Annotated in this window: 17 protein-coding genes; all 17 read right to left on the reverse strand. The window is 35.2% G+C overall.

What is annotated here, in order from left to right:
• Nucleotides 1-108: 108 nt before the first annotated feature.
• The 17 genes from GQR98_RS00595 to GQR98_RS00675 all read right to left on the reverse strand — a co-directional run bounded on the left by GQR98_RS00595 (nt 109) and on the right by GQR98_RS00675 (nt 26,883).
• Entirely contained in the window at nt 109-1,089 is a 981-nt protein-coding gene (locus GQR98_RS00595; RefSeq protein ID WP_159017799.1) for a hypothetical protein, read from the reverse strand.
• A gap of 64 nt (nt 1,090-1,153) precedes the next feature.
• Nucleotides 1,154-2,092 (reverse strand): alpha/beta hydrolase, encoded by a 939-nt coding sequence (locus GQR98_RS00600; protein WP_159017800.1) that lies wholly within the window; start codon nt 2,090-2,092, stop codon nt 1,154-1,156.
• A 59-nt stretch (nt 2,093-2,151) separates the two neighbouring features.
• Complete coding sequence (locus GQR98_RS00605; RefSeq protein ID WP_159017801.1) at nt 2,152-3,636, reverse strand: sulfatase-like hydrolase/transferase; 1,485 nt, start codon at nt 3,634-3,636, stop codon at nt 2,152-2,154.
• Nucleotides 3,637-3,748: 112 nt separating this feature from the next.
• Nucleotides 3,749-4,378 carry an SGNH/GDSL hydrolase family protein gene (locus tag GQR98_RS00610; RefSeq protein ID WP_159017802.1) on the reverse strand — a complete coding sequence of 210 codons (630 nt, stop codon included), beginning with the start codon at nt 4,376-4,378 and terminating at the stop codon, nt 3,749-3,751.
• Nucleotides 4,350-4,553, reverse strand: a complete 204-nt coding sequence (locus tag GQR98_RS00615) for a hypothetical protein (RefSeq protein ID WP_159017803.1) — start codon at nt 4,551-4,553, stop codon at nt 4,350-4,352. The genes GQR98_RS00610 and GQR98_RS00615 overlap by 29 nt, the downstream gene beginning before the upstream one ends.
• An 18-nt stretch (nt 4,554-4,571) precedes the next feature.
• Nucleotides 4,572-6,530, reverse strand: coding sequence for a DUF1565 domain-containing protein (locus GQR98_RS00620; protein ID WP_199270247.1), 1,959 nt, complete (start codon nt 6,528-6,530; stop codon nt 4,572-4,574).
• Nucleotides 6,531-6,629: 99 nt separating this feature from the next.
• Complete coding sequence (locus GQR98_RS00625; protein ID WP_159017804.1) at nt 6,630-8,219, reverse strand: sulfatase family protein; 1,590 nt, start codon at nt 8,217-8,219, stop codon at nt 6,630-6,632.
• Between the two features lie 32 nt (nt 8,220-8,251).
• Nucleotides 8,252-10,045, reverse strand: coding sequence for an arylsulfatase (locus GQR98_RS00630; protein WP_159017805.1), 1,794 nt, complete (start codon nt 10,043-10,045; stop codon nt 8,252-8,254).
• A 54-nt stretch (nt 10,046-10,099) separates the two neighbouring features.
• On the reverse strand, nt 10,100-11,935 hold the full coding sequence (locus GQR98_RS00635) for an arylsulfatase (RefSeq protein WP_159017806.1): 1,836 nt from the start codon (nt 11,933-11,935) through the stop codon (nt 10,100-10,102).
• A 178-nt stretch (nt 11,936-12,113) separates the two neighbouring features.
• Nucleotides 12,114-13,604: a right-handed parallel beta-helix repeat-containing protein gene (locus tag GQR98_RS00640; RefSeq protein WP_199270248.1), complete on the reverse strand. Its 1,491-nt coding sequence runs from the start codon at nt 13,602-13,604 to the stop codon at nt 12,114-12,116.
• Between the two features lie 20 nt (nt 13,605-13,624).
• A complete protein-coding gene (locus tag GQR98_RS00645) occupies nt 13,625-15,043 on the reverse strand; it encodes a right-handed parallel beta-helix repeat-containing protein (RefSeq protein WP_159017807.1) in 1,419 nt (472 codons plus the stop codon).
• 186 nt (nt 15,044-15,229) lie between these two features.
• Nucleotides 15,230-16,606, reverse strand: coding sequence for a DUF1080 domain-containing protein (locus tag GQR98_RS00650; protein ID WP_159017808.1), 1,377 nt, complete (start codon nt 16,604-16,606; stop codon nt 15,230-15,232).
• Between the two features lie 23 nt (nt 16,607-16,629).
• The gene (locus GQR98_RS00655) at nt 16,630-19,263 is read right to left on the reverse strand and encodes a TIM-barrel domain-containing protein (protein WP_159017809.1); all 2,634 of its coding nucleotides are present in this window, start codon (nt 19,261-19,263) and stop codon (nt 16,630-16,632) included.
• Between the two features lie 63 nt (nt 19,264-19,326).
• Nucleotides 19,327-20,961, reverse strand: coding sequence for a glycoside hydrolase family 172 protein (locus GQR98_RS00660; RefSeq protein ID WP_159017810.1), 1,635 nt, complete (start codon nt 20,959-20,961; stop codon nt 19,327-19,329).
• Between the two features lie 19 nt (nt 20,962-20,980).
• Nucleotides 20,981-22,555 carry a sulfatase-like hydrolase/transferase gene (locus GQR98_RS00665; protein ID WP_199270249.1) on the reverse strand — a complete coding sequence of 525 codons (1,575 nt, stop codon included), beginning with the start codon at nt 22,553-22,555 and terminating at the stop codon, nt 20,981-20,983.
• Between the two features lie 17 nt (nt 22,556-22,572).
• Entirely contained in the window at nt 22,573-24,237 is a 1,665-nt protein-coding gene (locus tag GQR98_RS00670) for a hypothetical protein (protein WP_199270250.1), read from the reverse strand.
• Between the two features lie 147 nt (nt 24,238-24,384).
• Nucleotides 24,385-26,883 carry a glycosyl hydrolase family 95 catalytic domain-containing protein gene (locus GQR98_RS00675; RefSeq protein ID WP_159017811.1) on the reverse strand — a complete coding sequence of 833 codons (2,499 nt, stop codon included), beginning with the start codon at nt 26,881-26,883 and terminating at the stop codon, nt 24,385-24,387.
• Nucleotides 26,884-26,921: the final 38 nt, after the last annotated feature.

Here is a 26,921-nt window from a genome sequence, read left to right on the forward strand (position 1 = left end):
AAAAAGCCTACTTATATAAAAGCAGGCTTTAACATTTTATTTTTCGAGAATTTTAATTTTGAAAGGCAATCTGTTTATGAAAAACGTGGTTCTGAATTACAATATACTTTAATTCCTCTTTGTTTTTGAGTCATAAAATTCATAAAAGTAACTCCAACTAAACGTCTCACCCGGTGCTACTTTAATATCAATATAGGTTTCTGGACATATTGTTTTTGAAGTCCCCCAAAGTCGGAATCTAGAAAGTGGTTGATCTCCAGTAATTTTAACGCCTGCTCCTGTTTTAGAATTATGTATACTAACATCAAAATTATCGACATTGTTACTCAAACCATTCAAGTGTTTAATAGCAATAGATTCATCGCCAATAATATCTCTTTTAAAAACTAAACGTTTGTCTTCAATTTCAAAAATATCACCTAAACCACGGCCAATCCCTGAAACTTCAACAGGAAAAATCATTTCGAAATCTTTACCAATTGTTTGATTATCGATCACCAAAAAATTATGATTGAAGCCGAAAGTTTTAATCTGATGTTTCCCTGTGTTTTTTAAAACATGAGAAATCACCATTTTTTGTTCATGTTCTATAAGCTTAATAATTTTGGTATATTGATATGAAACCTTGTCGGTGTTTAGAATATGAATAAATTCAACTGCGTTACCCTTTACTTTTATGCTGCGTTTTCCCGGATTTACAATCTCGTAATTTTTAAAATCACTATAATTTTCATTTGAAGTTTTTTTAAGCGCACCAACTCCAATTTTCACAAAACTTTCTCCAATTACAACATCATTATAATTTAAAGGCGCATAAGCCTCGACAGGCCCCATAATGGTGGCGAATGCTGGCGGATTATCAGCATCGAACCATTGACCAAAATAAGTATGCTCATTAAATTCTAAGTTAGAAATAACACCAGACCAATCAAACCGAGTGCCTTTGTAATAACCATTTTCAGCATCTGGTAAATATACATTGGCTTTAATAATCCCGTTGCTAATTTCAACTTCTGGGTATTTTATATCCTGACTATTCCCGTGGAAAGCACCGAATAATATAGCAAAAAGAATATGAAGACCTTTCATTTTAAAATACCTCGTTTAATTTTTATCCTTTTAAATATTTCTTTTATTCTGAATTATATATTGCTTAGTTAGTCTCTCCTAAATGAGAAAGCATAAAACTACTACAACGTTCGGCTATCCCTTCAAAAGACGGAGAGATATTTTTACCAGACATACTATGCCCAGCATTTTTAACAGCTAGCAATTGTACATCGGCATTTTTTTCTTTGGCAACTTCCATCATATAAAGTGAATTAATAATAGGAAGCGTCGTGTCTTTTTCGCCATGTACTAATAGAATAGGCAAACTGTTTTCATCTAAAAACTCAGTAGGACTCATCAATCGTGCTAGTTCTTGTTTTTCTTCAACACTTCCTCCTAAAAGACGATTGAAAAGTTTACCATCTTCAAAAATAGAATTTGGTCTAATATCAGGATTTAAGCATGATGTAAACGGGAAAAAAGAAGTTACAAATTTATACTCCGGATGAATATCAGCTAAACTTGGATCACCAGGAAAAGGTGCGTCTGGAGCTAAAGCTGTAACCAAACTCAGGTGCCCTCCGGCAGAACCACCCCAAATACCATATTGCTCTTTATCTAATTTAAATTCAGTCGAATTTTTTAAAAGAAATCGAGCAGCATCCTTACAATCTACCACAGACTCGTAAGATGTTATAGGTTTTCTTGCTAATCGATAATCTATAGTTGCACACACTACACCGCTTGCTATAAGTGTTTTTAATGTTCCTAAAAAAGAATCTCTAAAAATATTCTCTTTTACACCACCAGCCCAACCACCGCCATGTACAAAAACAACCCATGGGTTTTCTTCTTGAAGCACATCGGCATTTGGATAAAAAATATCCATAATTACCGGTTTTCCATCGACTGTTTTATAAACCACATCTTTTTTATAGTTCTCTCCTTCTACAAAACCGAAATCGGCCGGTACCTGAGCATGAAGCACAGATATACTTGAAAGAAAAAAAGTAAGCAGAATAGATATTTTTATTGATTTCATATCACTTGAATTAAAGTAAAAAAGTCTCAACTTAATTTATGTTGAGACTTTTGTAAATATTATGATTTTTGATTCCAAAGACGGTAAGGATCATCATGAGCAACCATTTGCTCTAGTAATAAAGCTTCCATTTCGGCTAATTTCTCAGCATATTTTGGGTTTTCGGCTAAATCAGTTTCCATTTCACCTGCTTTATTATGCTCAGGCAGATATTCGTTTGGATTTTCAGCTAAATTAAAAAGTTGAGTTTCTCTCACTTTACCGTCCATTACATCATACTTGATTAATTTCCAATCGCCCATTTTCACACTACGCATTCCTGGCTTTGTTCCTCCAGCGTATACGCCATACATCACGTCGCGAACGGTTTCTTTTTCTCCTCTAAAAACGGGTACCATACTTTTACCTTCTACAGTTTCTGGAGCATCAATTCCTGCTAAATCGCATAACGTTGGTAATACATCTAAAAGATACATATTCCCTGTTACACGTTTCCCTGAAGGAATCCCAGGTCCTTTAACTATAAATGGCACTCTCGAAGTATGCTCGTATAAGTTTTGTTTTCCTTGTAAACCATGACGACCAATAGCCATTCCGTGATCTGAAGTATAAACAATATAAGTATTATCTAGTTCACCCATAGCTTCAAGCTTAGCTAAAACTTTCTCTAATTGATTATCTACATTCTCTGAACACGCGTATTCTCTACCTAATTCATTTCTTATCGTTCTTTCATCTCTATTTTTCCAAACACCACTTACACGTTCCTCATCTCTAAGTTGCGGATGTCCATGAAAAAATGGGTGTGCCGCTAAATAATTATCCTGAAGTTCTGGTTGCTTATCATTTGCAGCAGGCAATGAATTTGGATCTTTATGATTAGTTGCTCCATACTTTTCTAACAATTCCGGCGTACCATTTCGAGTATCATGTGGATGAGAAAACCCGAAATAGATAAAAAACGGATCTTCTTCTTTCGCAACTTCTCTATCTCCTAAATATTCTAGCACTTGCTTTGCATGCCAAGCACTTCCTGTTTCTTCTGTGCCGCCACGCTTTGTTGCATCGTGAACCACAGTAAATTGCTTATTTGCTCCTGGATAAGAGTTTCCTTTTTTACAAGTTCTCATGGTTTTATAACCCGCACGATTAAAAACAGCACCAATAGTTTGGTCGTCTATCTCGTTTGGATCGGTTTGCTTTTGAAATTCTGCACTTGGTGGTAAATGCCATAACGTTCTTCCAGACATAATCATATGGCGCGATGGCGTACAAACAGCTCCATTCATAGACCCCATGTGGCGCGCTTGCTCTACAACAACACCTTGGCTAGCTAACTTACTAATGGTTGGCGTTTCTAAAATTGAATTTGGATCGTAGGTTTGCAAATCAAACGGCGATTGATCATCCACCAGTACAAATAGAAAATTTGGTCGTTTTGGAGCTTCTGCAACTTCCGCTTTGGTTTCTGCTTTGTCTTTACAACTTGTAAACGCTAGCACTAAAATTCCGGCTAAAAGAGTGTGTTTAAAAAATTTATGCATATTGATTATTGTTTGGTTTTAATGTTTCTATTTAAATGATTGTTCAGATATCTTTTCTTGGTTTTCAACTTAACGAAAACGTAATTAATTCAGTTATTAATGTAAGTATTTATTATAAAACCTCATCAATAATTCGCGCCACCTCTTCTCCTTGCTTATTAAAACCTAAAGCTTTATAATGCACATTTCCGGGTGCTTGCTCCCAAGCTTCGCGATGTGGTTTGGTAAAAGTGTACAAATCGTTAATTATAATATCCGGATGATTTACTAAAACTTCTAAAGCTGCTCTATTGTATTTAATACTATCGCCTTTAAAGCGCCCTTTTGCATTTTCAGGAACCGGTGTTGTGGTTGCAAAAATTAATTTTGCCTTCGGAAATTTCGTTTTTAGATATTGACAAATACCTTCTAAATTTTCTTTATATGTTTCAATAGACGACACTTGCTTACCATCTTTCTTGTTTAGATTTTTTCCTTTTAGGTACTTTAAATCATGCAAACCCACATTGAAATGAATAACATCCCAATCAAATTTCCAGCCTTGCTCTAAACCGGGTTGAAACATACTTTGCTCCAATTTATCCATATTCGCAATAAACTGATCGCTAGAACCTCCATTTTTAAACAAGCGATAAACATTAGCTTTTCCCCTTAAAAGTTTCATCACTTTTGAAGAATAAGCTATTGAAATAGAATCGCCATAAATAAACACATTAGGCATTCTCTTTTTTTGGATGCACATAAACAAAGGCATCCGTTTTATAAGACTTCCCGATTTTGCCACACAAGGCATCCCAAGTGAGTTTACAAATGGCTTCGTTTGTTTTTTTATAAGTACTTTTAGCAAAGGCCATTGGAGCTAAACCAATACCTAAAGTACCAAAACCTAAAATTTTTATAAACTTTTTACGTTGCATATTTTTAATGTTTCAAACTTAATTTCTCCAAACTTTAATTCTATTCTCTCCTATTTTTAAATTCTGAAATGGGCCAACCAATGGTTGTTCCGTGGTTCTTTCGTTTCCAAAATAATCTTCATTAATGGTGAGTGCAGAGCCATCAGGATTTTCATAAGGTGTTTCCGATTGAAAAGCAGCACCTAAAATAGTGGTATTTACAAACTGTGTTTTAACTTGCCTAAAACTCGCGTCTGCAGTAATACTTAAGTAATAACCATCGTCCGATTTAGTTAAACGAATAGCCGGATTTAAGGTTTTATTTTCAACAAGATTTGTTTCTATATTGGATGGTTTAGCTCTATTTAAATACAAATTAGCATCTATAAAAACGGGGAACTTCTGTGCATTATAGTTATTTAAACTACCAGGTGATTTCCATTGGTATGAAGCCGAAGGAAAATCGTTATAAGCATCCAAACCATAATATTGACTCTTCTCTAACGACTCGTTATTGGCAGCAAAAATGTTATTGTAAAAACGATCGTCACCAAGTATAACCGTCATCATCCCCAAAACTTCCGTAGAATGTGGGAAATGATAATGTGTAAACCTATTTGTTGCCGTTCTCATGTGTATATTTCCTGCAACTAAATTATTGACAAACGCTGTACCTTGAGACGCATTAAGAATCCCTCTTTCTGAAAGTATAATATTGTTATCAATTACCATAGGTCCGTGATTTACCTCAACAAATAAATCTTGATCTTCATTATTAAATAAAAGATTACCCGATACCCGAGCACCTTGTGCTTGCCAATCTAACCAAATACCTCTGTGGTTATCGTGTATAAAATTATTTTTTATAAGAACATCTATAGCTGCGTGCAGTTTAATTCCTGCAATTTCCCAACCATCAAACTGTTTTTTTACATTTATATTATAAATATGATTGTTAGATATTTCACTAAAAATGCAACCAAGATGACCGATAATTCCGCCTTGTTCACAATCTTTTATGGTATTGTTTCTAATAACATGAGAACCAATTGTTTCCTTAGACCATCCCATTTGTAAAGCTTTAAAAACAACTTCACGCTCGCGTTGTGTACCATGTTTCTTTTTATCGCGACGCCAAGCATTTTGACCAGAACCTCGTTCTTTTCCTATTACTACTCCTGCGCATTTAGAGTCTGTGATGAGGTTGTTTTCGATAATCCATCCCTTGCTCCAGTTTGGACCTATTAAACCTTGTTGTTCTGCTGTTGGTGGAGCCCATTGCGTTGCTGCATGTGCCATTTTAAATCCACGAACGGTGATATAGTTAATTCCTGTTTTCTTCGGAAAAAAGACAGTAGGCCTCACATTGATTTCTACTAACTCTTTATTAGGGTTTTTATCTTGAAAATTGGCGTATATCGTTGTCGTTTCATTGTTTGTTTCACAATACCATTTGTATTTCGAACCTTCAACATCCGTTGCTCTTTTTAAAGGATTTAAAGACGCTACTTTAGATAGACTATCAATTTCATACAAAGCCTTTCCATTTACATAAACCTCGCCTAAATGATGATCTCTGCCGTAAGTTTTTGTTAACCAGTCGCCATAAAGAATTTCTTGATACGGATTAAAATCTCCGAAGAAACTATTATTAATCACGACTTTCCAAACAGAGCCTTTATGCTTTTTCCAAGTGCTGATAACTTCGGAACCTTTAATCCAAACCTCTTCGTTCTCGGCTGCCTTATAAACAATTCGGCTTCTATCATTTCTTCCTCCATAAAAAGGATCTATGCGTTCTCGATAAACACCTTTGTGAACGATAATAACATCGCCTGGCTGTGCTAATTTGGCTGCTTTAGAAATAGTTTTAAACGGAGCGCTCTGGCTTCCTTCATTAAAATCATTTCCTTTTTTTGATACATGAAAATCTTTTGCTTGAACCATAAAAGAACAAACAAAAAATAAGACTCTGAAAATGCTGACTTTTGCTCTCATTCTATTTATCTATTAGAATCAAATTCTATTATTATTTTAGAAATAATTTTATTCGCCAACATCACTAACTTCAATTTAAAAATTTCAATATAAGCTTACTTAATTTAAGCTCATCCATGTTAATTGCTCCCAATTTTCTGTAACATAAGGTTGAGGTGCCCCTTCTGTCGATCGACCTGTTTTTATAATATCGGTGATTTTAGCTGTTAGCCTACTAACCACTTCTGGTTCTTCAAAATAAAGATTTGTAGTTTCCCCAGGATCGTTTTCTATATCATATAGTTCAAACGGTGCTTCGCCTTCTTTTGGTTCTATAATTACAGGTTTTAAAGAACCACCAGAACCTCTCAGCATGTTTAACTTCCATTTCCCTTCGCGAATAGCGAAATGTCCTGTAAATGAATGGTGAATCACTGGTCTATCTGCTTTTTGTTTAACAGCGTCATCCTTAATCATTGGCCATAAACTATAACTGTCTTCTCCTGCATTATCAGGTATATTAGCCCCAACAATATCGGCAATAGTAGCTAAATAATCGGTTTGACAAACCGGATCGTTTACTTGTGTTCCTGCTTTAATCGCTTTTGGCCAACGCATTAAAAACGGTACTCGGTGTCCGCCTTCATAAATATCACGTTTTCCCCCTTTAAAATTCATACAACTGTAATGTTCGTAGGTGTCTCTCTGATATTCGTAATTAGACTCGGCACCATTATCCGATGAAAAAATAACCAAAGTATTTTCATCTAAACCATTTGCTTTTAAAGCATCAAGCACTTGCCCGATACGATAATCTGTTTCTTCCATAAAATCGCCATAATTTCCGCAATTACTTTTCCCTTGAAAATCAGGATGTGTACAATGTGGTAAATGGGGACTTGTAAGTGGTAAGTATAAAAAGAAAGGTTTTCCAGATTTAGATTCATCTGCAGCATTACCGATATATTCAACGGCTTTATCTGCAAAAGTTTTAAGAACCAATTCGTCATTAAATGAAGGCGCTACCTCAACATAGCCCTTAGCTTGTTCTTCTTGATATGGCGGCGTCATTCTATAAGTACGCGGCGTAACATCCAATTTCTTTTTTGTGTAAAGCGTTGGAGGATCAAGCACTCGATCGTTTTCTAAATATGTTAATATGCCATAATTCATAGAAGCAGGGATTCCGAAGAAATAATCGAAACCTTTTTCAATGGGACCATCTGTGAAAGGTTTAGACCAATCGCGACCACCTTTTTTTACATCACCTTCAAACTCCATTTGAAGGTGCCATTTACCAATCATGGCTGTGCTATAACCTTGCTCACGAAGTAGCGAAGCAATCGTCATTCTATCTTTTTCAATTAAACACGGACCATCTGCACGTAAAACGTTTTTCTTTAAACTTGTTCTCCAACTGTAACGTCCTGTTAACAAGCTGTATCTAGAAGGTGTACAAACCGCATCACTACTGTGTCCATCGGTAAAAGTAACACCTTCGTTAGCTAACTTATCCATATTTGGCGTTCTAAATTTCGCCTCAGGGTTAAGTGCACCAACATCCCCATAACCTTGATCGTCGGTATAAATAATAACAATATTGGGTTTTGTTTCTTCGGATGCTTTTACTGCCTGTGCTTTATTTTGTTGGCCACAAGAGACTAACAAAGCGAAGTTCAAACAAGTGACAACTTTTAATACTAATTTCATTTTGATATTTTAAATTCCGCTAAACAGCGTTTTTAATTTATTTTTTCAACATATACATAATATGCAGGATGTACACGACCTAACTCATCTATAAGTTGTGCTTCCATATCGTATTTTCCTGCTGGAATTTTCCCTGTAAAAGTTACTTCATCTTGATCTGCTTTAATTTCTAAAGTTTTAGAAATATTAGCTACATATAAGAAAGCTTCTTTAAAATCTGATTTTACACCCGCTGGCGATGTTTTATCATATTCAATAGCCTTTTCTTGAGCAGGAAACGTAGCATTGATAGCTAAGTTGCTTTCTCTTGGAAATCTGCGTAAACTGATTTTATAATCGCCATCTTCAACAAATTCTATTTTCCATTTACCACCAGCACGCGTTCCTGTAATAGCACCATTTTGATGCCATGAACCACTGTATTTCCCAACAATCATATCGTGGGCTGAAATTCTACTCGGGTTTTCTTTTGGAGAACCAACTTTTATGTAAGCATAACGTTCGTTTACTTTTTCGTCTACAAAAGATTGCCACCAGCTTTCGTAACCTACGCCTAAACGTTCTGCCACTTCTGGGTGTGCAGAAATGATGTTATTTTCTTGACCTAAATCGGTGTTTATATTGTACAGCTCTTTACCGTCAACTAAACGCCAATCTTTGTCCATAACCGTATATTTTCTATACTTGATTAGGTTTTGTTCTCTTTGGGTATCCATGTATAAAATTCGGTTTTCCCAAGTATCATTCTTAGCTTCTAATAAAGGCGTTAAACTTTTACCATCGAGTTTTTTAACCGGATTAAAATCTAAACCTAATAAATCTACAAACGTTGGTAATAAATCGTAATGCGCTACTAACTCATCAATATCTTTACCGCCTGTCAATTTTCCATCTGGCCATCTAATATATAGTGGCACACGGTGTCCACCTTCATATTGGCTACCTTTACCGCCTTTTAAGCCTGCATTGTAAACACTTCTACCTGCTGCTGTACCGTTATCTGTTGTAAAAATTACAATGGTATTATCGGCGATACCTAAATCGTCTAATTTATCTTCTAACTTTTTAAAATTGTCGTCAATATTGGTAATCATTCCATAAAAACGCAAGGTTCTCTCATTGATGTCTTTATACTTTTTACCTTGATATAAATCGAAATAATTTTTTGGAAGATTGTACGGTGAATGCGGTGCATTGGTAGAAATATAGCAGAAAAAAGGTTTGTCTTTATTGGTTTCAATAAAATCTAAAGCACCATTGAAAAACACATCTGAGCAATACCCATCGTACTTTTCCATTTTACTATTGTGCCAGTAGGTATCATCGAAATAATCGTTACCCCAGTAATCTGGACCTTGACCTGCACCTCCGCCACCATGACGAATAACTTCATGAAAGCCTCTATCTTCAGGACGAAAAGGATAATTATCACCTAAATGCCATTTTCCGAACATCGCATTAGTATATCCGTTTTGAGCAAAAATCTGAGGTAAAGTCACTTCATCTTCAAAAAGAATAGAGCGTCCATTTATAGTATGAAACACATTAACACGATTACTATGGCGTCCCGTCATGATTGCTCCACGCGTTGGCGCACATGTTGTAGACACATGGTAATTTGTAAAACGAACCGCATCGGAATAAAACTTATCGATATTTGGTGTTTTAACAAACTTATTCCCTTCGCAAGCTAAATCGCCTTTTCCTTGATCGTCGGTAATTACAATAATGACATTTGGTTTTTGTTTCGATTGTGCCGAAAGCCTATCAAAACTGGAAAATATTGCAATTAAGACTAAAAATAGTAATGAAATCCTCTTTCTCATTATGGTAAAAGTTAGGTTATTAATTCCTAAAAGTAAAAATTTATAAAGTCCAACTTACATTTTTTCGACGAGCGTGTAATATGCGCCTAATTCTTCACCTGAATCTAAAGTAAACCAAGTTTGAAGCTGTGTTTCTCCTGCTTTAAGATCTACAGTGAATTCTACAAATTCCGCATTAGGATCTACAACAACAGACTGCTCTTCATCTTGAATTTTAATTCTAGCATTTTTGATAGTGAACGCTTTGCTTTTTACACTTTCTCTAACCGTTGTGCCTTCTAAAGTTGGACGCACCGGAGCCACGCCATTTAAAGGTAAACCTGTTTCTATTGGCCAACGACGTAATTTTAAGTTGTAAGTTCCACTTTCAGCAACCTTTACTAACCAATAACCATTATCGATATAACCTTGTCTAATATGGCGTTGGTGCCATGGACTTGCTGCGGCTGTAGTGTGCCAATCATGACCGTGTAACGTTGTTGGGTTTTCATTTGGAGTACCTACTATAATATAAGGTTGATCGCTATAACTAGGAGAGATTTCTTTCCACCAAGCATCATATTCTGCTTTAAAAGCATCCATTTTTTCTGGAAACTGATCGGCAACATTAATGCGTTGCTCAGGATCTTTACTTAAATCGTAAAGTTCGGCACCATTAACAAGTCTCCAATCGCCTTTCATAAAAGCCGTTCTTCTCCAAGGTTCTGGTACTTCAGTACGTTGCGAATTAGTAATCACTACACGATCTACAAATGCTTCATTATGACCATCGATTAATGGTTTTAAACTTTTTCCGTCGAATTTTAAATCTTCTTTAACTTCTAAACCACATAAATCGACCAAAGTTGGTGCAATATCGTAATGTGCCGTAAGTTCGTTAATATCTTTTCCGGTAGTAATTCCTCCATCTTTCCAGTGAATGAATAATGGTACGCGGTGTCCACCCTCATACATACTCGCTTTAATACCACGCATGCCAGCGTTGAATCCTTTATCAGTAAAACCATCTAAACGATCGCCTCCTTTTTCAATTTTGGCACCTGCTGAAGTTCCATTATCCGTAGAGAAAATCAAAATGGTGTTATCCATTAAATCGATTTCTTTTAAATACGCTACTAGTTTCCCTATATTTTCATCAACATTAGAAATTAAACCATAAAAGGCTGCATTTGGTATGTTTTCATTATTTTCATAAGGATCGGAATATTTCTTATCAACAAAATATGGCGTGTGCGCTGCGTTGGTAGATAAATAACAGAAGAAGGGTTTATTATTCTTTTGATTTTCTGCCATATATTTTTTAGCGTTATCGAACCAAATATCAGTACAAAATCCTTCAAACTTCTTTAACTCACCATTGTGCTTGTAGGTATCATTAAAATAATCATTATCCCAATAATCCAAGGCTTGCTCAATACCGCCACCACTGTGTACTAAAACTTCTTCGAAGCCTTTATCTTCTGGACGAAATGGATAATTATCACCTAAATGCCATTTTCCAAAAATTCCGGTTGCATAACCATTATCTTTAAAAACCTGAGCAATGGTTGTCTCTCTATCTAAAATTAACGAACGCCCGTTTACAGTATGCCAAACACCAGCTCTGTTAGAGTGATGCCCTGTCATTAAAGCAGCTCTTGTTGGCGCACAAGTTGGAGACACGTGATATTGTGTAAAACGCGCACTTACATCGTAAAGATTATCAATGTTTGGAGTTTTAATTTCCTTGTTACCAAGGCGTCCAATATCACCATAACCCTGATCATCTACAACAAGTAAAATTACGTTTGGTTTTTCTTTCTTTACTTCAGTCTTTTTTTCTTCCGATTTACATGACACCATAAATAAGGCGCATAAAATTACAGCAATAAGACCTCTACTTTTTTTCATAAGAATTAATTTATCTGAATAGATGTTGAATGTTTCAATTAAAATATCCGCGCATTAGAAAACGGACATTTAAGAGCATAAAAATATCACTTCCGTAGAGATATGGATATAAACTATCATTCAAATACTATAAATTATAGGCTTATATTGAAAAAACTTCGATGTTTAGAGGGATTAACTACTTTTTTTCTTCGGAAACAGGATCGATTTTCACAAGATTAGCTGTTCCATAATCGGTTACTTTACCACTACTTTTTACTTGATTTTCTTCAGATAAATGACCTAAAACAACCGGATAATTAGTGCCGTTTTTTATTGAAATATTTGTCGCACTATACATTTTATTTCCAAAATGCTTCTTAAAATTTTCCTCGTAACCTTTAGGCACATTTGGATAATCTGTAGTTAAAAACTGAAAGCGAGCAGGATAACCAACCACGATTGGCCTAAGTATATTATCGATGGTTTCTGAAGGATTAGCTGCCGTTAATTTTATATTATGTCCATGCCCTTTTATGGCAGCAAACACATGATTTCCGACAGCATGAGGCGCTGGTAAAACAGTTAAATCTATATTTTGGTTTGATACCTTATCGAAATGCATGTAAAGTAACGGTCCGTAAGCGGCATTGCCTTTACAATTAATCATTTCGCCTCCATTATTTAGAGAATAACCCTCTACAACACAATCTAAAACCGTGCTATTTTTAACCGTTACTTTCCCTTTAGCCATGTACAATTTAATACCACCACGGCATTTTTTAACCACACAATTCTCGACGGTAACAGAACCTGGAATATTATAAGCGCGAATACCATCTTCCGTAAGATTAAACATTACATCACGAGGAATAGGAAGTCCTTGCATTTCGCCAAGTGGCATTTTGTAATTAAATCGTTTTGGTAAATCACCATCATTGGTTTCTGTGTAAGCGTCGTTACTTGGGCGTACATCCCCTTCAATGTAAGTGTTTTTTATAAGCGTTTTATCGGCGTTTTTCTGCATGTAAATAACATGTCCAAATGCTCGATGTTGAAATTCGCTATTATCAACCGTATTTCCCACGCCTGTAATTAATAAAGCACAACGTTTGTCTAACCCAGTAGCATTACCTCTACCTATACCGTACATATTGCCATAGCCATAAGGAAACGAACCTCTTACGGTTAGCTTTATGCCTTCCACAGTATTATTATTTCCTGAAACTCGAATATTTGCACCACCTTTTAAGCCTTTTGCTAAGGTTTTTCGGTTTTGATTGTAGCTACCAAAATCGGTTACTTTCTCCATACCGTTTTGGTAAGTATCTTCGAAATCACCACCTCTTAAAATATTATTCGATCCTGTAATATCGAAATGCGCATCTTTACAAGTTCCGACAGGGAAATTGATATAAACGGCACTCAGTTCAATAATATTGTTTGAACCAGAACAGGAGAAACTTCTTGATTCTATGGGTAAATCGGTAATAATATATTTTCCTGGCTTAAGAATAATGTGTTGATTACTTTCTTGAACTGCTAAGCGCAACTCGGATAAACTAGACACTTTAATTTGATTTAACTGAAGTCTATTTTCAATGGCTTTACCTGTGTTTTGAGCCCAACTAAACTGTGTACAAACTAACATAAGTACTACTGCAATATTTATAAACTTGAGTTGTTTCATTTTAAAAGGTATCTTATCTATTATTTTAATTGAATAGTATTATTTGCACCTAAATCTTCAATAGACCCAGACGTTCTACCTGTAACACCTAAACTTTTATTCGAAAGATATAATGGATAATCGGTAAGGTTATTAATTTCAAATTCAGAGCCTTTAAAGTCGTTTTGATGCGGGAAATTTCCATTTAATAAACGAATGTTATTTTTTAAACCACCAACTTTAATTTGCAATCCGTGTTCGACACCTTCATTACTTCCACGTAAAGTGATATTATGACCACGACCACCTATATAAGCCACACTCCCAGAACCATTCATGTATGGATTACTCGCAGGAATGATCGTGATATCAGCATTAAAGTTTTTATCATTTTCGTAAGTCGATGAATATACCGGGCCATAACTACAATCAGCTCTACAATTCACCACATCTCCAGAACCTAAAGAGAATCCGTTTTCACTACCAATAACCGTACAATTTTCGACATATTTTTTACCAGTTGCATGCGCTAAAGTCACACCTGTTCTCATATTTTTAACGGTACAATTTAATATGGTTGGGTTCGATGTGCCGCGCTTAATAAGTTTACCATCAATAATAGTTTCACCTGCGTTATAAGCACGAATACCCGCTTCGCCTGTACTTAACATGTAGCCTTTTGGAAGTTCGTATCCCCAAACCGTCATAAAATCGACTTTATCGGCAGGAGAGCCTGTACCTTTTTCCAATAGCATATCGTCGGTACTACGCATTTCGCCTTCTACATAACAACCTTCTATTGTTGGGTTACTTGCAGCTTGCATAAACAAACAATGTCCGTAACTTCTATGAATAAACGTCGAGTTTTTTAAGTGATTAGATTCTCCACGAATTAAACAAGAACTGTGTTTTTGGTGTCTAATTACGTTTTTTCCGCCTTTACCAAACGCATCGCCATAACCATAAGGAAACGATCCTTTAGCGGCTACGTAGAAGCCTTCAACTAGATTCTCTTTTCCATCTATACATACATTTAACGCGCCTTTTGTTGGCCCATCATAAACCGATCCATCATCTATTAATGTTAGGTTTTTAAGAACATTATTATTACCGACAATTTGAATTTCGTTAATTCTAATATTTCCATAAGATTGAAACACTTTTGTATCCACCTCAATGGTAACCCCTGAGAAATCGTAGGTGCTATTATTTCCTTCAAAAAGCAATAACACTTTACACTCCTTCCCTACAAAGGATGATTTTGGATATAGACCATTTTTTACATCGGCAGCCGTTATCGAGTAAACACCAGGCGCCATTTTCACCTCAACGTTATTTTTTTCGAGATAAGGAATTAACTCTTCTAATGAGTTTACTGTGATTTGTGCATGTGATTGATATAGAAATAAGACTAAAAAAATGATAATACCTTTTTTTAGAAGAGAGCTACTTTTTGTCATCGTTTATTTTTTTAATATTTACAAACATACACCTCATTCACTTTATGACATATAAAGCATGATACTAAGTCTATAAATTATAACTTTATTAAACAGAAAATCTTTTTTTTCGCCTATTTAGTTTCATTATTTGAATTGAAATAGAATAGTGAAGTGTTTTAAAAAATTGTGAAAGTAATATCCGCTTTATGGTGTTTCCATAATTTTTATATTTCGATAAATCAATTCAGAATACTCTGCCTGAAGAGCTATAAATCCAGATTTAAGCGATAAACCTCCATAAGTTGCATTGATGATTTCATTGATTAACACCCCATTTAAATAGTATTTTGCGCTATCACCTCTAACTTGCAACAAGACTTGATTCCAGCCTGGTTTTTCTTCATTAGTCCATTTTTTTGAACTACTATAGCTTTTTTTCTGAATTTTCTGAATTTCTCCATCTTTTAAAACATCACAATGCGCTCCCAAAATATTCCATAGATCGCCACAATCGCCTTCTTGAATTTGATATTCCAAGCTTGATGGCCAAGCATAACTCCCCACAGGACAATGATATAATAAACCGGCATCCCGTATTTTATCGAGTCGTGGTTCAAATTTACGTTCACCCCATTTAAACTCAAACTTCAAATCATAAGAGCTGTAAGCTTTTTTGGTAATCGCAACCCCGTAAGGTGCGGCGGTTTTCTTCCACTTATACATGGCTTTAAGCTCCTTTCCATTATACTCAAACATGGTATTCGCTTCTTGTTCTGTAGCGTCACCATTTACAATAAAATCGTAATTGGGTCCTGTTTCTTTTGAATTCTCAAAAAGGTCTACCCATGTATCAAACTTAGCCTCTCTTATATTATCTAATTTTCTAATGAGAATATTTCTGAAAGCAACACTTCCATGATCGCCCTGTAACCTTAATGGAGCAAAAGCAACCTCAGCAGCATCTAAACCTTCACGAGTAACTCCAGTTACTTCTTTGTTTTCATGAATAATTTGTCCGTTAAGAATTACCTTTTCGAACATGGCGTTTTTTATTTTATTTCCATTTTCATCAAACTTCGGCGCTCTAAAAATGATATCGTAAGTCTGCCATTCTCCTAACGGTAATGTTGCATTAACTCTTGGCGAGATACCTTCGTAACCTTTTTCTTCTTTAGGTTTACTTTCATCCCAACGCTGATAAACTCCTCCACAATCGGAATACGCTATATCATCTTTTCCGTAACTATCAAAAATTTGGATTTCGTATCTACTCTGAAAATAAACTCCTGAATTGGAACCTTTTGGCAATAGAAATTCAATATGCAATTCTACATCGCCATAAGACTCATGAGTTTCTAGATGTTCCGTTTTGCCTGTTTCTCCATTTACAAAAACACCTGCACCTTTTTTAAAATGTAAAAATTGGTAGTTAACCAAATCCATCTCAACCGATTTCACTTCAAACCAATCACCTTGAGGGGTTCGAAAATCTTCAAGACCTTTTAATTTTATTTGACTGAAGGATAAGTTAATCCCTGTCAATATTGTTAAGACTAAAAAGTTAAGTTTTAAATTATTCATTTTAATGTTGTTTAAATAAAAATCTAAAACTGAATAGTAGTTTCTTCGCCTTGAAAATAAATTCTTTCTGCTCGGCCTTGATCTACTGTGTGTATTAGGAACTCTTTTGGTAAATCTTCAAACACAACATAATTGTCAACGCCTTTAGTTACTTTTAGTGTTTTATCAGTATCTGAATAAGTAAAAACCACTTCAGAATAGGTTTTATCCTCATAATTATACGATTCGTTATCGTCAAAATAGACTACATATTCTCCATCAGCTCCAGGATAGACTACAATTTCAATTGGATCTTTTGTTAATTCTGTAGCAAACTGAACTTTTGGACCTATTGGTAAAATACTTCCTGCTTTTACATAAATTGGAGTTTCATCTAAAGGCGTTTCAACAGTAATTTTCCCGGTAGCTTTTACTTTTTCACCTGTCCAGAAATTATACCAAATACCTTCTGGCAAATAAATTTCTTTTTGACGTTGTTGATATTCGGTAACATTGCAAATCATTAACGATTCTCCAAAAAAGAATTGATCTTTAATACCCCAAGTATTTTTATCATTTGGGTAATGATACACAAGTGGCGACATCATTAATTTACCTTGAGTTGTTACTTTCCAAGCTTCAGAATAAATATATGGCATCAATTTATATCTGGTATCTATAAATTTGCGAGCTGTAGTTTCAAAATCTTTGTTATATCTCCAAATTTCAGTTTCTGAAACATAACCATGGATTCTAAAAATAGGACTAAACGCTCCAAATTGAAACCAACGTGTAAGCAGTTCTATATATTCCGGATTAGTGTATTGACTATCGTAAATAGGATTTAACGACTTAGAATCTCTAAAGAAACCACCAATATCATGTGTCCAATACGGTACGCCAGCCATTGTAAAATTCAATCCTGCAGGAATTTGTTCTGCAAACTGCTCCCAAGTTCCAGCGACATCGCCAGACCAGGATGTTGCTCCGTAACGTTGTTGTCCAGCATAAGCCGATCTTGTTAAGTTAAAAACACGCTCGTTAGGAAACTCTTCTCTTCGACCTTCGTACATGGCTCTTGTTACTTCTAAAGAATAAGGATTTTGAACTTCTTCATAAGGTCCAACGGCAGTACTTACTTTTGTATCTCTTACTCCTTCTGGTTCTGTACCATCTAACCAAATAGATTTTACACCTTTATGAAACATAGAATCACTTAAGGCGCGATAAAATTGCTCACTTACTTTTTTATCATAAATATCGATATAATTACTACTTTCTATTTTAGTAAGCCCATACTTTTCCTCTAAAGGTTTATTTTTAACCTCTGGCCAAACAGAAACCATTAAATTTAAATTCAGCTTAGTCAGCTCATCTACCATAGCATCTGGATCTGGATATTTAGCTCTATCCCACTCTGGTCCTTTAGTGCCTTTTGGCCAGTAAAACCAATCTTGAACAATGTTATCAACAGGAATATTTCGATCTCTCATTTCGCGAGCATTTTCTAACAATTCCTCTTGATTATGATAGCGTTCTCTACATTGCCAGAAACCATAAGATTTTTTAGAAAACATAGGCGCCTTGCCTGTTAGCTCTTGATAGTTTGATATAACCTCTCCAGGGTTAGCTCCATAAACGAAGTAATAATCGATGGCATTTCCTTTAGTACTACTAAAAACGGTTTTGTTGAAATCAGGTTCATTATAAAATAATTTTCCAGGTATTTTTGCTCCTGTATTTTGGAACACTACTCTATATGTTTTGCCTGCTTCCAAATGTTTTTTACCAGAATATCGTCTAGGCATCCATATTGTTGAATAATTAACAACAGGGTCGCCATCGATGGATACATTAATATTCCCTCGCATACGGCCGTTGTTATCACTTAAAGCTAAAAAGGTATATTCTCCAGTTTTTGTTGGTGTAAACGTAGTTTCGCGTATGTTTTTTTCGGCAGCCTCTTTAGCGGCATAAGCAGCTACATTTTCCTTTTCACCATCAACAGGCGCTACTGTATCTTCACTATTATTAATAACTTCGGCTTTAGAATCAAATACGATCTCATTTTCAGGATTATTAAAATCGGTAAGACTATAATTATGCCAATAAATACCATAACCTTTAGTTGAAACTAAAAACGGAATCGCTATTTCTTGATTGTATTGCTGTAAACGAATTGGTACATTTTTCCAGTTCATGATACCACTTTGATATTGCCCTAAACCATACAAACCTTCATCTCCTGCTTGAAACCCTTGCGAAACGTTGTGTTCCTTTCCTTCTTCTTCTTCAGAATTAATAAAAGTATGCTGATTGGTTTCGGCTAATAAATCTTTACCATCCTTTGCTTCATAAGTTATCGTGCCATCACTATCCACAAATATTTTTACCAACTTGGTACTAATTGTTATTCTGTCTGACGTTTCTTTAAACTCCCAATCTACGTTTTGAGGCTCTAAAACTGTAACATAATCTGGAATTGTTGACGGTGTACTTGTATTCAGTATTTTATTGACATGAATAATGGCATCATCAATAATTTCAACATTAATATTTAAACTATCCTGATGGATGGTGAGACCATGTTCCGATTTCTCAAAATTATATTTGTATTTTGAGTTACAGCTTACTAAAAAAAGAAGCGTTATACTTAGAAAGCAAATGTTTTTTGTCATTATAATTTTGTTTTTTAGTTGGTACTTTTTTAATGAATAATTTATGGTATCATTTCTGATAAATTATTCATTCGGAAAATTCTTTGGCAATGGAGGCACGTTTAATGCTTCTTTTTCATCTGGTACTCTATTAGATGTGGTTTGTTTATCACCATACCAATACATCCCTACTCCATATCCCATTTCGCAGTCTGTCCAGCTCCAAACTTCCATGTCTAATTTCAGAGAACTACTAAAAGGCATAACATCTAAGGCACGAGTTCTAGTTTCTGTGCTATAACCAGAGGTGTTTTTCCCCTTAAAATCTTTAGGTTTTTTATTTAACTTATTGAATATATGACTTCTTGGTTGTGCATGAAAAGGATGCTCATAAAACTCGTTACTTTTTCCTCCCCAAGAATAGGCATAGTAATCTTCGGTTCCTGTTCCAAAAATGGATGGAAAATCTTCACCATCTACATAAATTCTTTCATCGCCTTCTCCCCACCATCTTTCAACAGGATTCATAACAGTTAAAGCATCTCCCACATATACACCTCTTCCTTTTATTGTAATATAATTCCAATCAGAAAAAGGTCTAGTAGCTACAGGATATTGCCCTTTCCAAGCTGCATTAAAATACATGCTTTCGCTATCCCAATTCCATTGACCAACAGTTGCTTTTAAGTCTACATTTACTGTAGTTTCCCCTATATTAACAATCGATATTTTTCCTGTTTTTTGATATGGCATCACCCATCTACATATCATTGTTCCATCTTCACTAACCGTTCTATACCAGCCTTGAAATGGATGTAAGCCTATTCCGTTTCCAAAGAAATCACCTAATGGACACCAAACAGTTGGCTCACCATCAAATTCAATTTTTAAAATTACAGTACGAGTTACATCAGGATTTTTGTAATTATCTAATTTTATACTAAGCTCTCTAACAGCTGCATTTCCTTCTGGTAATTTTATAGATTTTTCTTTTTTAGATTTTAATTTTGCACTAAAAGAAACATCTTCACCTTTCATTGTATTTTTTGGAGCTAACAATAACTCTCCTACTTCTTTAGTTAAAGGCAACGTTTTATCAAAGTCGTCTTTAGTAAAGGTTTTTATAGGTGTGTAATCATCATATTCTCTATAAGTAAATTGATAGAAAAAAGGCCTCTGTGTTGTTGTAATTTTACAACTCTTAGCATAAGGAATAGGAAAAAAAGATACTGCTGAACGCAATGACTGATGTGCCAATGGAAAAGGAATCAAACCAGTTCCATCAAGCAAGCCTAACATATTTCCTTGCAATGCAGGCTCTTCATTACCATCTAAATAAATTTTGATTTCAATGTCTGTGTCTGGTTTATTTGCACTCAAAAAAGGCATCCAAGTACGCACAATAGCTCCAGGCCCTACATGATCCATTAACACCCATTCTTTTTGACCATTTTTTTCTTCTGTTCTAATAAAATTATGATCGTCATCTTTACTGTTGAAATCATGATTATTAAACCAACCAACAGAATCTTGAGGTGTTGTAGAAGCTCTATTATAACTACTTTCTTGTTTTAATCTAAAATTAGTTGAAGGAAAACGAGCAACAACATCTCTATCCACCATATCTTTTAACAAAGATTCTATACTCACTTCATTCTTGTTTTGAGCAAATCCTAAAACTGTAGTGAATAAAAAAATAATACTTAGAATGTGTTTCATGGGATTTAGTTTATGGTTTTTAGTTGTTTTTATGAATAGCTGCTTGATACATCGCCTCTGTTTTTGCTCTTAATTTTTCTAAAACAGCAGTATACTCTAGATTACGAACCAAATTATTTTGTTCAGAAGGATCCTTAATCACATCATAAAGTTCCTCAATTTTAGGTGTATGTTCGTAGTAAACAATATATTTCCATTGCTCTGTACGCACGCCTCTACTTCTATAAGATTTATTATTTTCTATTAAATTTTGATTTAATTCATCTACATTATCTTTATAACGTTCTTGAAACATAGCAGCCAAAAACAAATCTTCCATAAACACCGTATCTCGCCATTGCGACATGTCTTCAGTTTGACTCAAAACATCACTAATATCTCGACCTTGCATACTATTTGGCACTTCTAAACCTGCCATAGAAACAATTGTAGGCGCCATATCTACTGAAGAAATTAAAGCCTTTTCTCTGTGTTTACGTTTCGATTCTGGTACACGTCCATCATAAATAATAAGAGGAGCCTTAACAGATTCATCATACAAAAGACATTTATCAAAAAGCCCGTGAGAACCTTGAAAACGACCGTTATCACTGGTATAGATAATAACGGTGTTTTCTAACATGTTCTTCTCTTTTAGTTTTTCAACCAAAAAGCCAACTTGTTCATCTACAGTATAACCCTGTGTTGCAAAACGACGTACAAGCCTTTGATACATTTCGGGTGTAGATGAGCGTTTTTTATGCAAATACACACCTCTTGCATTTTCTATAACCACTGTTGGTAAAACAGGATTATCGCCTTCCACCCAATTATTTGGCGCTTTCATTTCTGTTTCTTTAAATTGCTCAAAATGTGGCATATATACATCCTTATCGTTATCGTGCTTTACTGCATAAAAGCTAACTGACAAACAAAACGGTTGGTCTTCGGGTTGTGTATCTATAAAGCGCATCATAGCTTCTCCGGTTCTTAAGGTTCTCCCTGAATTTTGACGTCCTTCTTTATAGATATTTTTCAATTCTACATCCTCTTCTGGCCAGGTAACATGCCCTTTTCTATCACGGGTTTCACTTCCTGCAAAAAAATCAAAAACTCCACCCATATGTTCTTTATAGAATTGCTCTTTTGGCATACTTGGTCGTGTAGCTTCATCTGTTACTGTAAACCCAACCTTACCTATAAAACCCGTTCTATAACCCGCATTTTTAAGTAATGCAGGGTAACTTTTACTAAAATCATTTTGCGATAACGTATAATCGTCTGGAGCTACAAAACTCACTCTATGATTTGAATTATACCTTCCCGTTAACATAGTTACTCGACTCGGCATACAAATAGCCACAGCATAAAACGCCTGATCGAACACCACACCTTCGGCTGCCAATTTATCTATATTAGGCGTATTAAACTCCGGTTTCCCGTAAACTCCCATATTATCCCAACGTTGATCGTCGGTCATTAAAAAAATAATATTTGGTTTAGGTTTGGCTTCCGAAGCCTTATCAATTTCATTATTAATTTTTGATTGACCATTCGTCATTAAAGACAACAGCATCACTAAAGCAATGAATGAAATTTGTTTTAAACTATGCATAATTTATCTTTCAAATATTAATATTTAGTTCTCAACTCGTTAATTTTTTTGTCCGCATTATTAGAAATGTGGCGATCGTATTTTTGAGTATAAAGTGTCGCTACCGATGGATATTGCTGCGGAAGTTTATTGTAATGCTCCCAAGCTTTATCATAAGCTTTAATCCATTTTTTAACTGCCTTGGTATCACCTTGTTTTTCAGCGTCGGCCATGTTAATAATAATTCGATATATTTTATAAAGTCTTAATCCATATTCAGAAGAACCTATAGCATGATTTTTAGTCGCTTCACTATCCCATTTAATAGATTTTGCCAGCTTAACAATCGTTTTCCATTTGGCAACAGATTCATCTTTTTGTTCTAAATTTCGCTTACGCTCCACTTCTCCTTTTACAGCACCCGGCCAAGCAATTCCCTGATCTCTTGTCCACCAAGGGTTCATATCTCTAAAAGTACTATTTCTACCTCGCACTACAGCTTCAGCAGAAAGCAAACACAGTTCTCTAAATTTAGCAACATCTTCACCTTTCAACTTTAAACGCTCGATAGCATATCTATTAAAAATAAAGGCTTCACTTTTATCAGTATTTTGCCCCCATTGTGCCATAACCCATGCGTTTAAATCGCACCACATTTCACTTTTAATATAAGGACCTTCCCAGCCACCGCCACGAGACCACGTCCAAATACCAGCATACAAATCAGGCTTTTTACCTACAAACTCACTAATACTATTAATTTGTTCTTCAGGCATCCATGCATGTTCCTCAAAACCTTCAATAACACCGTTTGCGATGTAATTAGGGTAAGCACCTTTCCCCTCATATTCACGTGCTGACTGAACTTCTATAATTTGACGATGACGTCCCTGACCAATTACCTTACTAAATGCGTTAGATCTATGAAAATCGCCCTCACAATGTTTTATACTAATTACCAAATTATCGTGAGGCTCAATGGCATCACTAACTTCCAAATAGTCTTTTATATTTTTATCGAAGGCAATCCATGTTCGAAAAACAAGTTGTTTGTTTCGTTTTACACAAATTTCTTCTCTAAGAATTTCCATTAAAGGAATAATAGTCTTTTCAGGGCTTTTTTTATTTTCAATAGCACCTTGATGATATGGTGCATCATGCAAATACGTTTCGCCAATACGCACTACCAAACCATCTAAATCTGGAAACTGATCGAACATTTCGTTAATTTGAGCTCGAATAAATTTTTCCGTTAAGGCATTATTTGGATCTCCAAAAGTGTTTTCTATACCAAATTTTTCTATTAATCGTTTCGGAAATAAAACCAAATCGGACATCGCGTAAATAGCCATATCTTGTGCTTTGCTCTTCGCATGCATCTCTTTAATTTGTGCAGCCTTAGCATCTACCCACTGGCGTTCCTCTGAACCTTTTGGTAAAATATCCGGATCTACAGATTCCCAATTTATCGCTAATGCTGGAGATTCAAAAAGAAAATAAACCTTACCGTTATAACCCATTTCTTTTATAACTGCCGGATCATTATATGCCGATTGATAAGGCGCCTCACCAGGATTATGGTGAACCATATCTAAAATTAAAGGTGACGCAATATCATTCTGAGCCAAAACATCCGTGTTAAAAACACTTACCAATACTAAGAATGTTAAACTGAAATAACTTTTTAGACTTAATTTTTTCATTGATATAAAATTTATTTAGAAGAGATCTTAAATGATTCTCAGGTACTCAAACATAAAGATTTATTGCTCGTTTCGATTATTAATTCGACCAATAACTTCTGCTTTCATACAATCAACACCTCTTTTTAATACCTAATTCTAAACATTTTATTTTCTAACCAAAATAATTTCCTCACCTACTTTTGTTTCTATATCAAACAAGTACGATTTTTTCAAAGTCACTCCCTCTAATTTAGCTTCTTTAGAAACTAATGGTTCCTTAATTTCTGGTACACTATAAAATGAATTTGAGTTTCTACCTGTTGCTGTTTTTAATAGTTTTCCACCTTCAAGAGTAAGTTCATTATATGAACGAACACGTAAGTTTCCTCCTAAATTAGATTTGATAACGGCTTTTACAATTTCTCCATTTTCCCATTCTAAATTTGTGATTTCAAAACCACCTCTTGCACGTAATCCTTGCACACTGCCATCTTTCCAAACATCAGGCAGCGCAGGAACTAAATGAATTGCGCCGTCATGACTTTGTACTAACATTTCGGTTAAACCGGAAGTAAAACCAAAATTTCCGTCAATTTGAAACGGTGGATGTGCATCCAGCATGTTGGCATAAGTACCGCCACCTTTTGGTGAATCTGGACGGCCAACTAACTTTATTTGATCTCCCATAAGTTTATAAGCATGATTGCCATCTAGCAAACGTGCCCATAAATTTATTTTCCAGTTCATAGACCATCCTGTTGATGGATCACCTCTTTGAATTAATGTGTTTTTAGCGCCTTCAAATAACTCTGAATTTCTATAAGGTGAAATTAGATTAGAAGGATACAATCCGTATAAATGTGATACATGGCGGTGTTTGTCTTCTGGGTCGTCTAAATCTTCCATCCATTCTTGAAGCTGATTGTATTTACCAACTTGCATTGGTGGTAATTTAGAAAGTGCCGCCTCCATTTGTGGAATTAAATTTGAATCGACATCTAATAATTTTGCAGCAGTAATAGTTTTGGTTAAAATATCGTACACCAATTGGTTATCCATTGTGGTACCGGCTTCAATATTTACACCCTTATCACGTCCTTTTGGCCCGTGTTCTGGCGAAATAGTTGGTAACATAATTAACCATCCATTATCGGGCTCTTCTGTTAAAAAACTCAAGCAAAACTCCGAAGCACCTTTCATTGCAGGATATACAGAACGTAAATACTCCAAATCGCCATTAAACATAAATTTCTCCCATAAATGCTGACTTAACCACGTACCACCAGTTGGCCACATACCCCAAGTTGCCCCATCTACAGGCCCTGCAATGCGCCATAAATCGGTGTTGTGGTGGGTTACCCAACCATCGGCACCGTACATAACTTCTGCGGTTTCTTTACCTGCTTCAGAAAGTTCTCGAACCATTTGAATAAGCGGCTCATGCATTTCGGGTAAGTTAGTAACCTCGGCCGGCCAATAATTCATTTGAGTATTAATATTTACCGTGTAAGCACTTTTCCATGGTGGTGTTAATTGATTACACCATAAGCCCTGTAAATTTCCAGGTTGCCCTCCTGGTTGCGATGAAGAAATTAATAAATAGCGCCCAAATTGAAAATACAAAGCTGCCAATGCAGGATCGTTACCTGTACTGAATTCTTTAATTCTAACATCTGTTGTGTTATTTACTGAATCTGTAACACCTAAATCTAGCTCTACCCTTTTAAAATATTTCTGATAGAAAGCCGTATGATCTTTTAATAATTGATGGTAAGCTTTATTTTCCGCTTTAGCGATATAATCCGAAGCTCGTTTATGTGGATCTGCACTTATATCTTGATAATTAACAAAGTTAGTAGCTATTGAAATAAATAGCGTTACACTGTTCGCTCTAGAAACTACCAATTGTTCAGCTTTCGCAGATGTTTTCCCGCCTTCTTGTAAAATCTTTAAACGAGATTCAAATTCTACTTGTCCTTTTGTTGGTGTTCCATCTTTTATATGTTTGCTAATACGGTCGCTACTAAGCCCTATCATTTTTAAGATATTGTTATCCTCAGTAGATATTGAAACCATTGCAGATTCTGGCCGGTCCATACTCGCAGAAAAACTAATTTTTCCGTTTTCGCTAGCCGATAATTTTATCACAATAACCTGATCGGTAAACGATGTAAAAATTTCACGTTTATAATTTACACCGTCAACAGTATAAGTGGTTGTATTGACAGCGTTTTCAATATCTAGCTCGCGGTGGTAATTAGAAAAATTATCATGATTTTCGAAATTCAATCTTAAATTACCAACGGTTTCGTAAGGCATACCGTGAGATTTTTTCGAAATAAAATCTTTATCAGCCAAACGGTGCGCTTCCGTATATTTTTTATCAAAAAGTAATGTTCTTACTTCAGATAAAGATGCTTTAGCTGCCGCATTATCATTTCTATGCGGACCACCAGCCCAAAGTGTGTTTTCGTTAAGTTGAATATTTTCGTTTACCGGATTCCCAAAAACCATAGCACCCAATCGGCCATTCCCTAAAGGTAAAGCTTCGTTCCAATCTGCTGCTGGAGCGTTGTACCAAAGTTTGTTTTTATTATTATTTTGAGCAACACAAGTTCCAATTCCGATACAAATTAAAATAAAAGTATTTAATATAATTTTCATCCGTTTTACTTTTAGCTATGGTTTAGTTGTAATTTTTA

It is taken from the genome of Algibacter sp. L3A6 (assembly GCF_009796825.1).
In the GTDB taxonomy this organism is placed as follows: domain Bacteria; phylum Bacteroidota; class Bacteroidia; order Flavobacteriales; family Flavobacteriaceae; genus Algibacter.

Coding starts and splice junctions, on each gene's coding strand:
- GQR98_RS00660 (WP_159017810.1), bottom strand. CDS start 20,961: ATGAAACACATTCTAAGTATTATTTTTTTATTCACTACAGTTTTAGGA.
- GQR98_RS00595 (WP_159017799.1), bottom strand. CDS start 1,089: ATGAAAGGTCTTCATATTCTTTTTGCTATATTATTCGGTGCTTTCCAC.
- GQR98_RS00650 (WP_159017808.1), bottom strand. CDS start 16,606: ATGAATAATTTAAAACTTAACTTTTTAGTCTTAACAATATTGACAGGG.
- GQR98_RS00610 (WP_159017802.1), bottom strand. CDS start 4,378: ATGTGCATCCAAAAAAAGAGAATGCCTAATGTGTTTATTTATGGCGAT.
- GQR98_RS00645 (WP_159017807.1), bottom strand. CDS start 15,043: ATGACAAAAAGTAGCTCTCTTCTAAAAAAAGGTATTATCATTTTTTTA.
- GQR98_RS00675 (WP_159017811.1), bottom strand. CDS start 26,883: ATGAAAATTATATTAAATACTTTTATTTTAATTTGTATCGGAATTGGA.
- GQR98_RS00665 (WP_199270249.1), bottom strand. CDS start 22,555: ATGCATAGTTTAAAACAAATTTCATTCATTGCTTTAGTGATGCTGTTG.
- GQR98_RS00670 (WP_199270250.1), bottom strand. CDS start 24,237: ATGAAAAAATTAAGTCTAAAAAGTTATTTCAGTTTAACATTCTTAGTA.
- GQR98_RS00605 (WP_159017801.1), bottom strand. CDS start 3,636: ATGCATAAATTTTTTAAACACACTCTTTTAGCCGGAATTTTAGTGCTA.
- GQR98_RS00600 (WP_159017800.1), bottom strand. CDS start 2,092: ATGAAATCAATAAAAATATCTATTCTGCTTACTTTTTTTCTTTCAAGT.
- GQR98_RS00615 (WP_159017803.1), bottom strand. CDS start 4,553: ATGCAACGTAAAAAGTTTATAAAAATTTTAGGTTTTGGTACTTTAGGT.
- GQR98_RS00625 (WP_159017804.1), bottom strand. CDS start 8,219: ATGAAATTAGTATTAAAAGTTGTCACTTGTTTGAACTTCGCTTTGTTA.
- GQR98_RS00630 (WP_159017805.1), bottom strand. CDS start 10,045: ATGAGAAAGAGGATTTCATTACTATTTTTAGTCTTAATTGCAATATTT.
- GQR98_RS00635 (WP_159017806.1), bottom strand. CDS start 11,935: ATGAAAAAAAGTAGAGGTCTTATTGCTGTAATTTTATGCGCCTTATTT.
- GQR98_RS00620 (WP_199270247.1), bottom strand. CDS start 6,530: ATGAGAGCAAAAGTCAGCATTTTCAGAGTCTTATTTTTTGTTTGTTCT.
- GQR98_RS00655 (WP_159017809.1), bottom strand. CDS start 19,263: ATGACAAAAAACATTTGCTTTCTAAGTATAACGCTTCTTTTTTTAGTA.
- GQR98_RS00640 (WP_199270248.1), bottom strand. CDS start 13,604: ATGAAACAACTCAAGTTTATAAATATTGCAGTAGTACTTATGTTAGTT.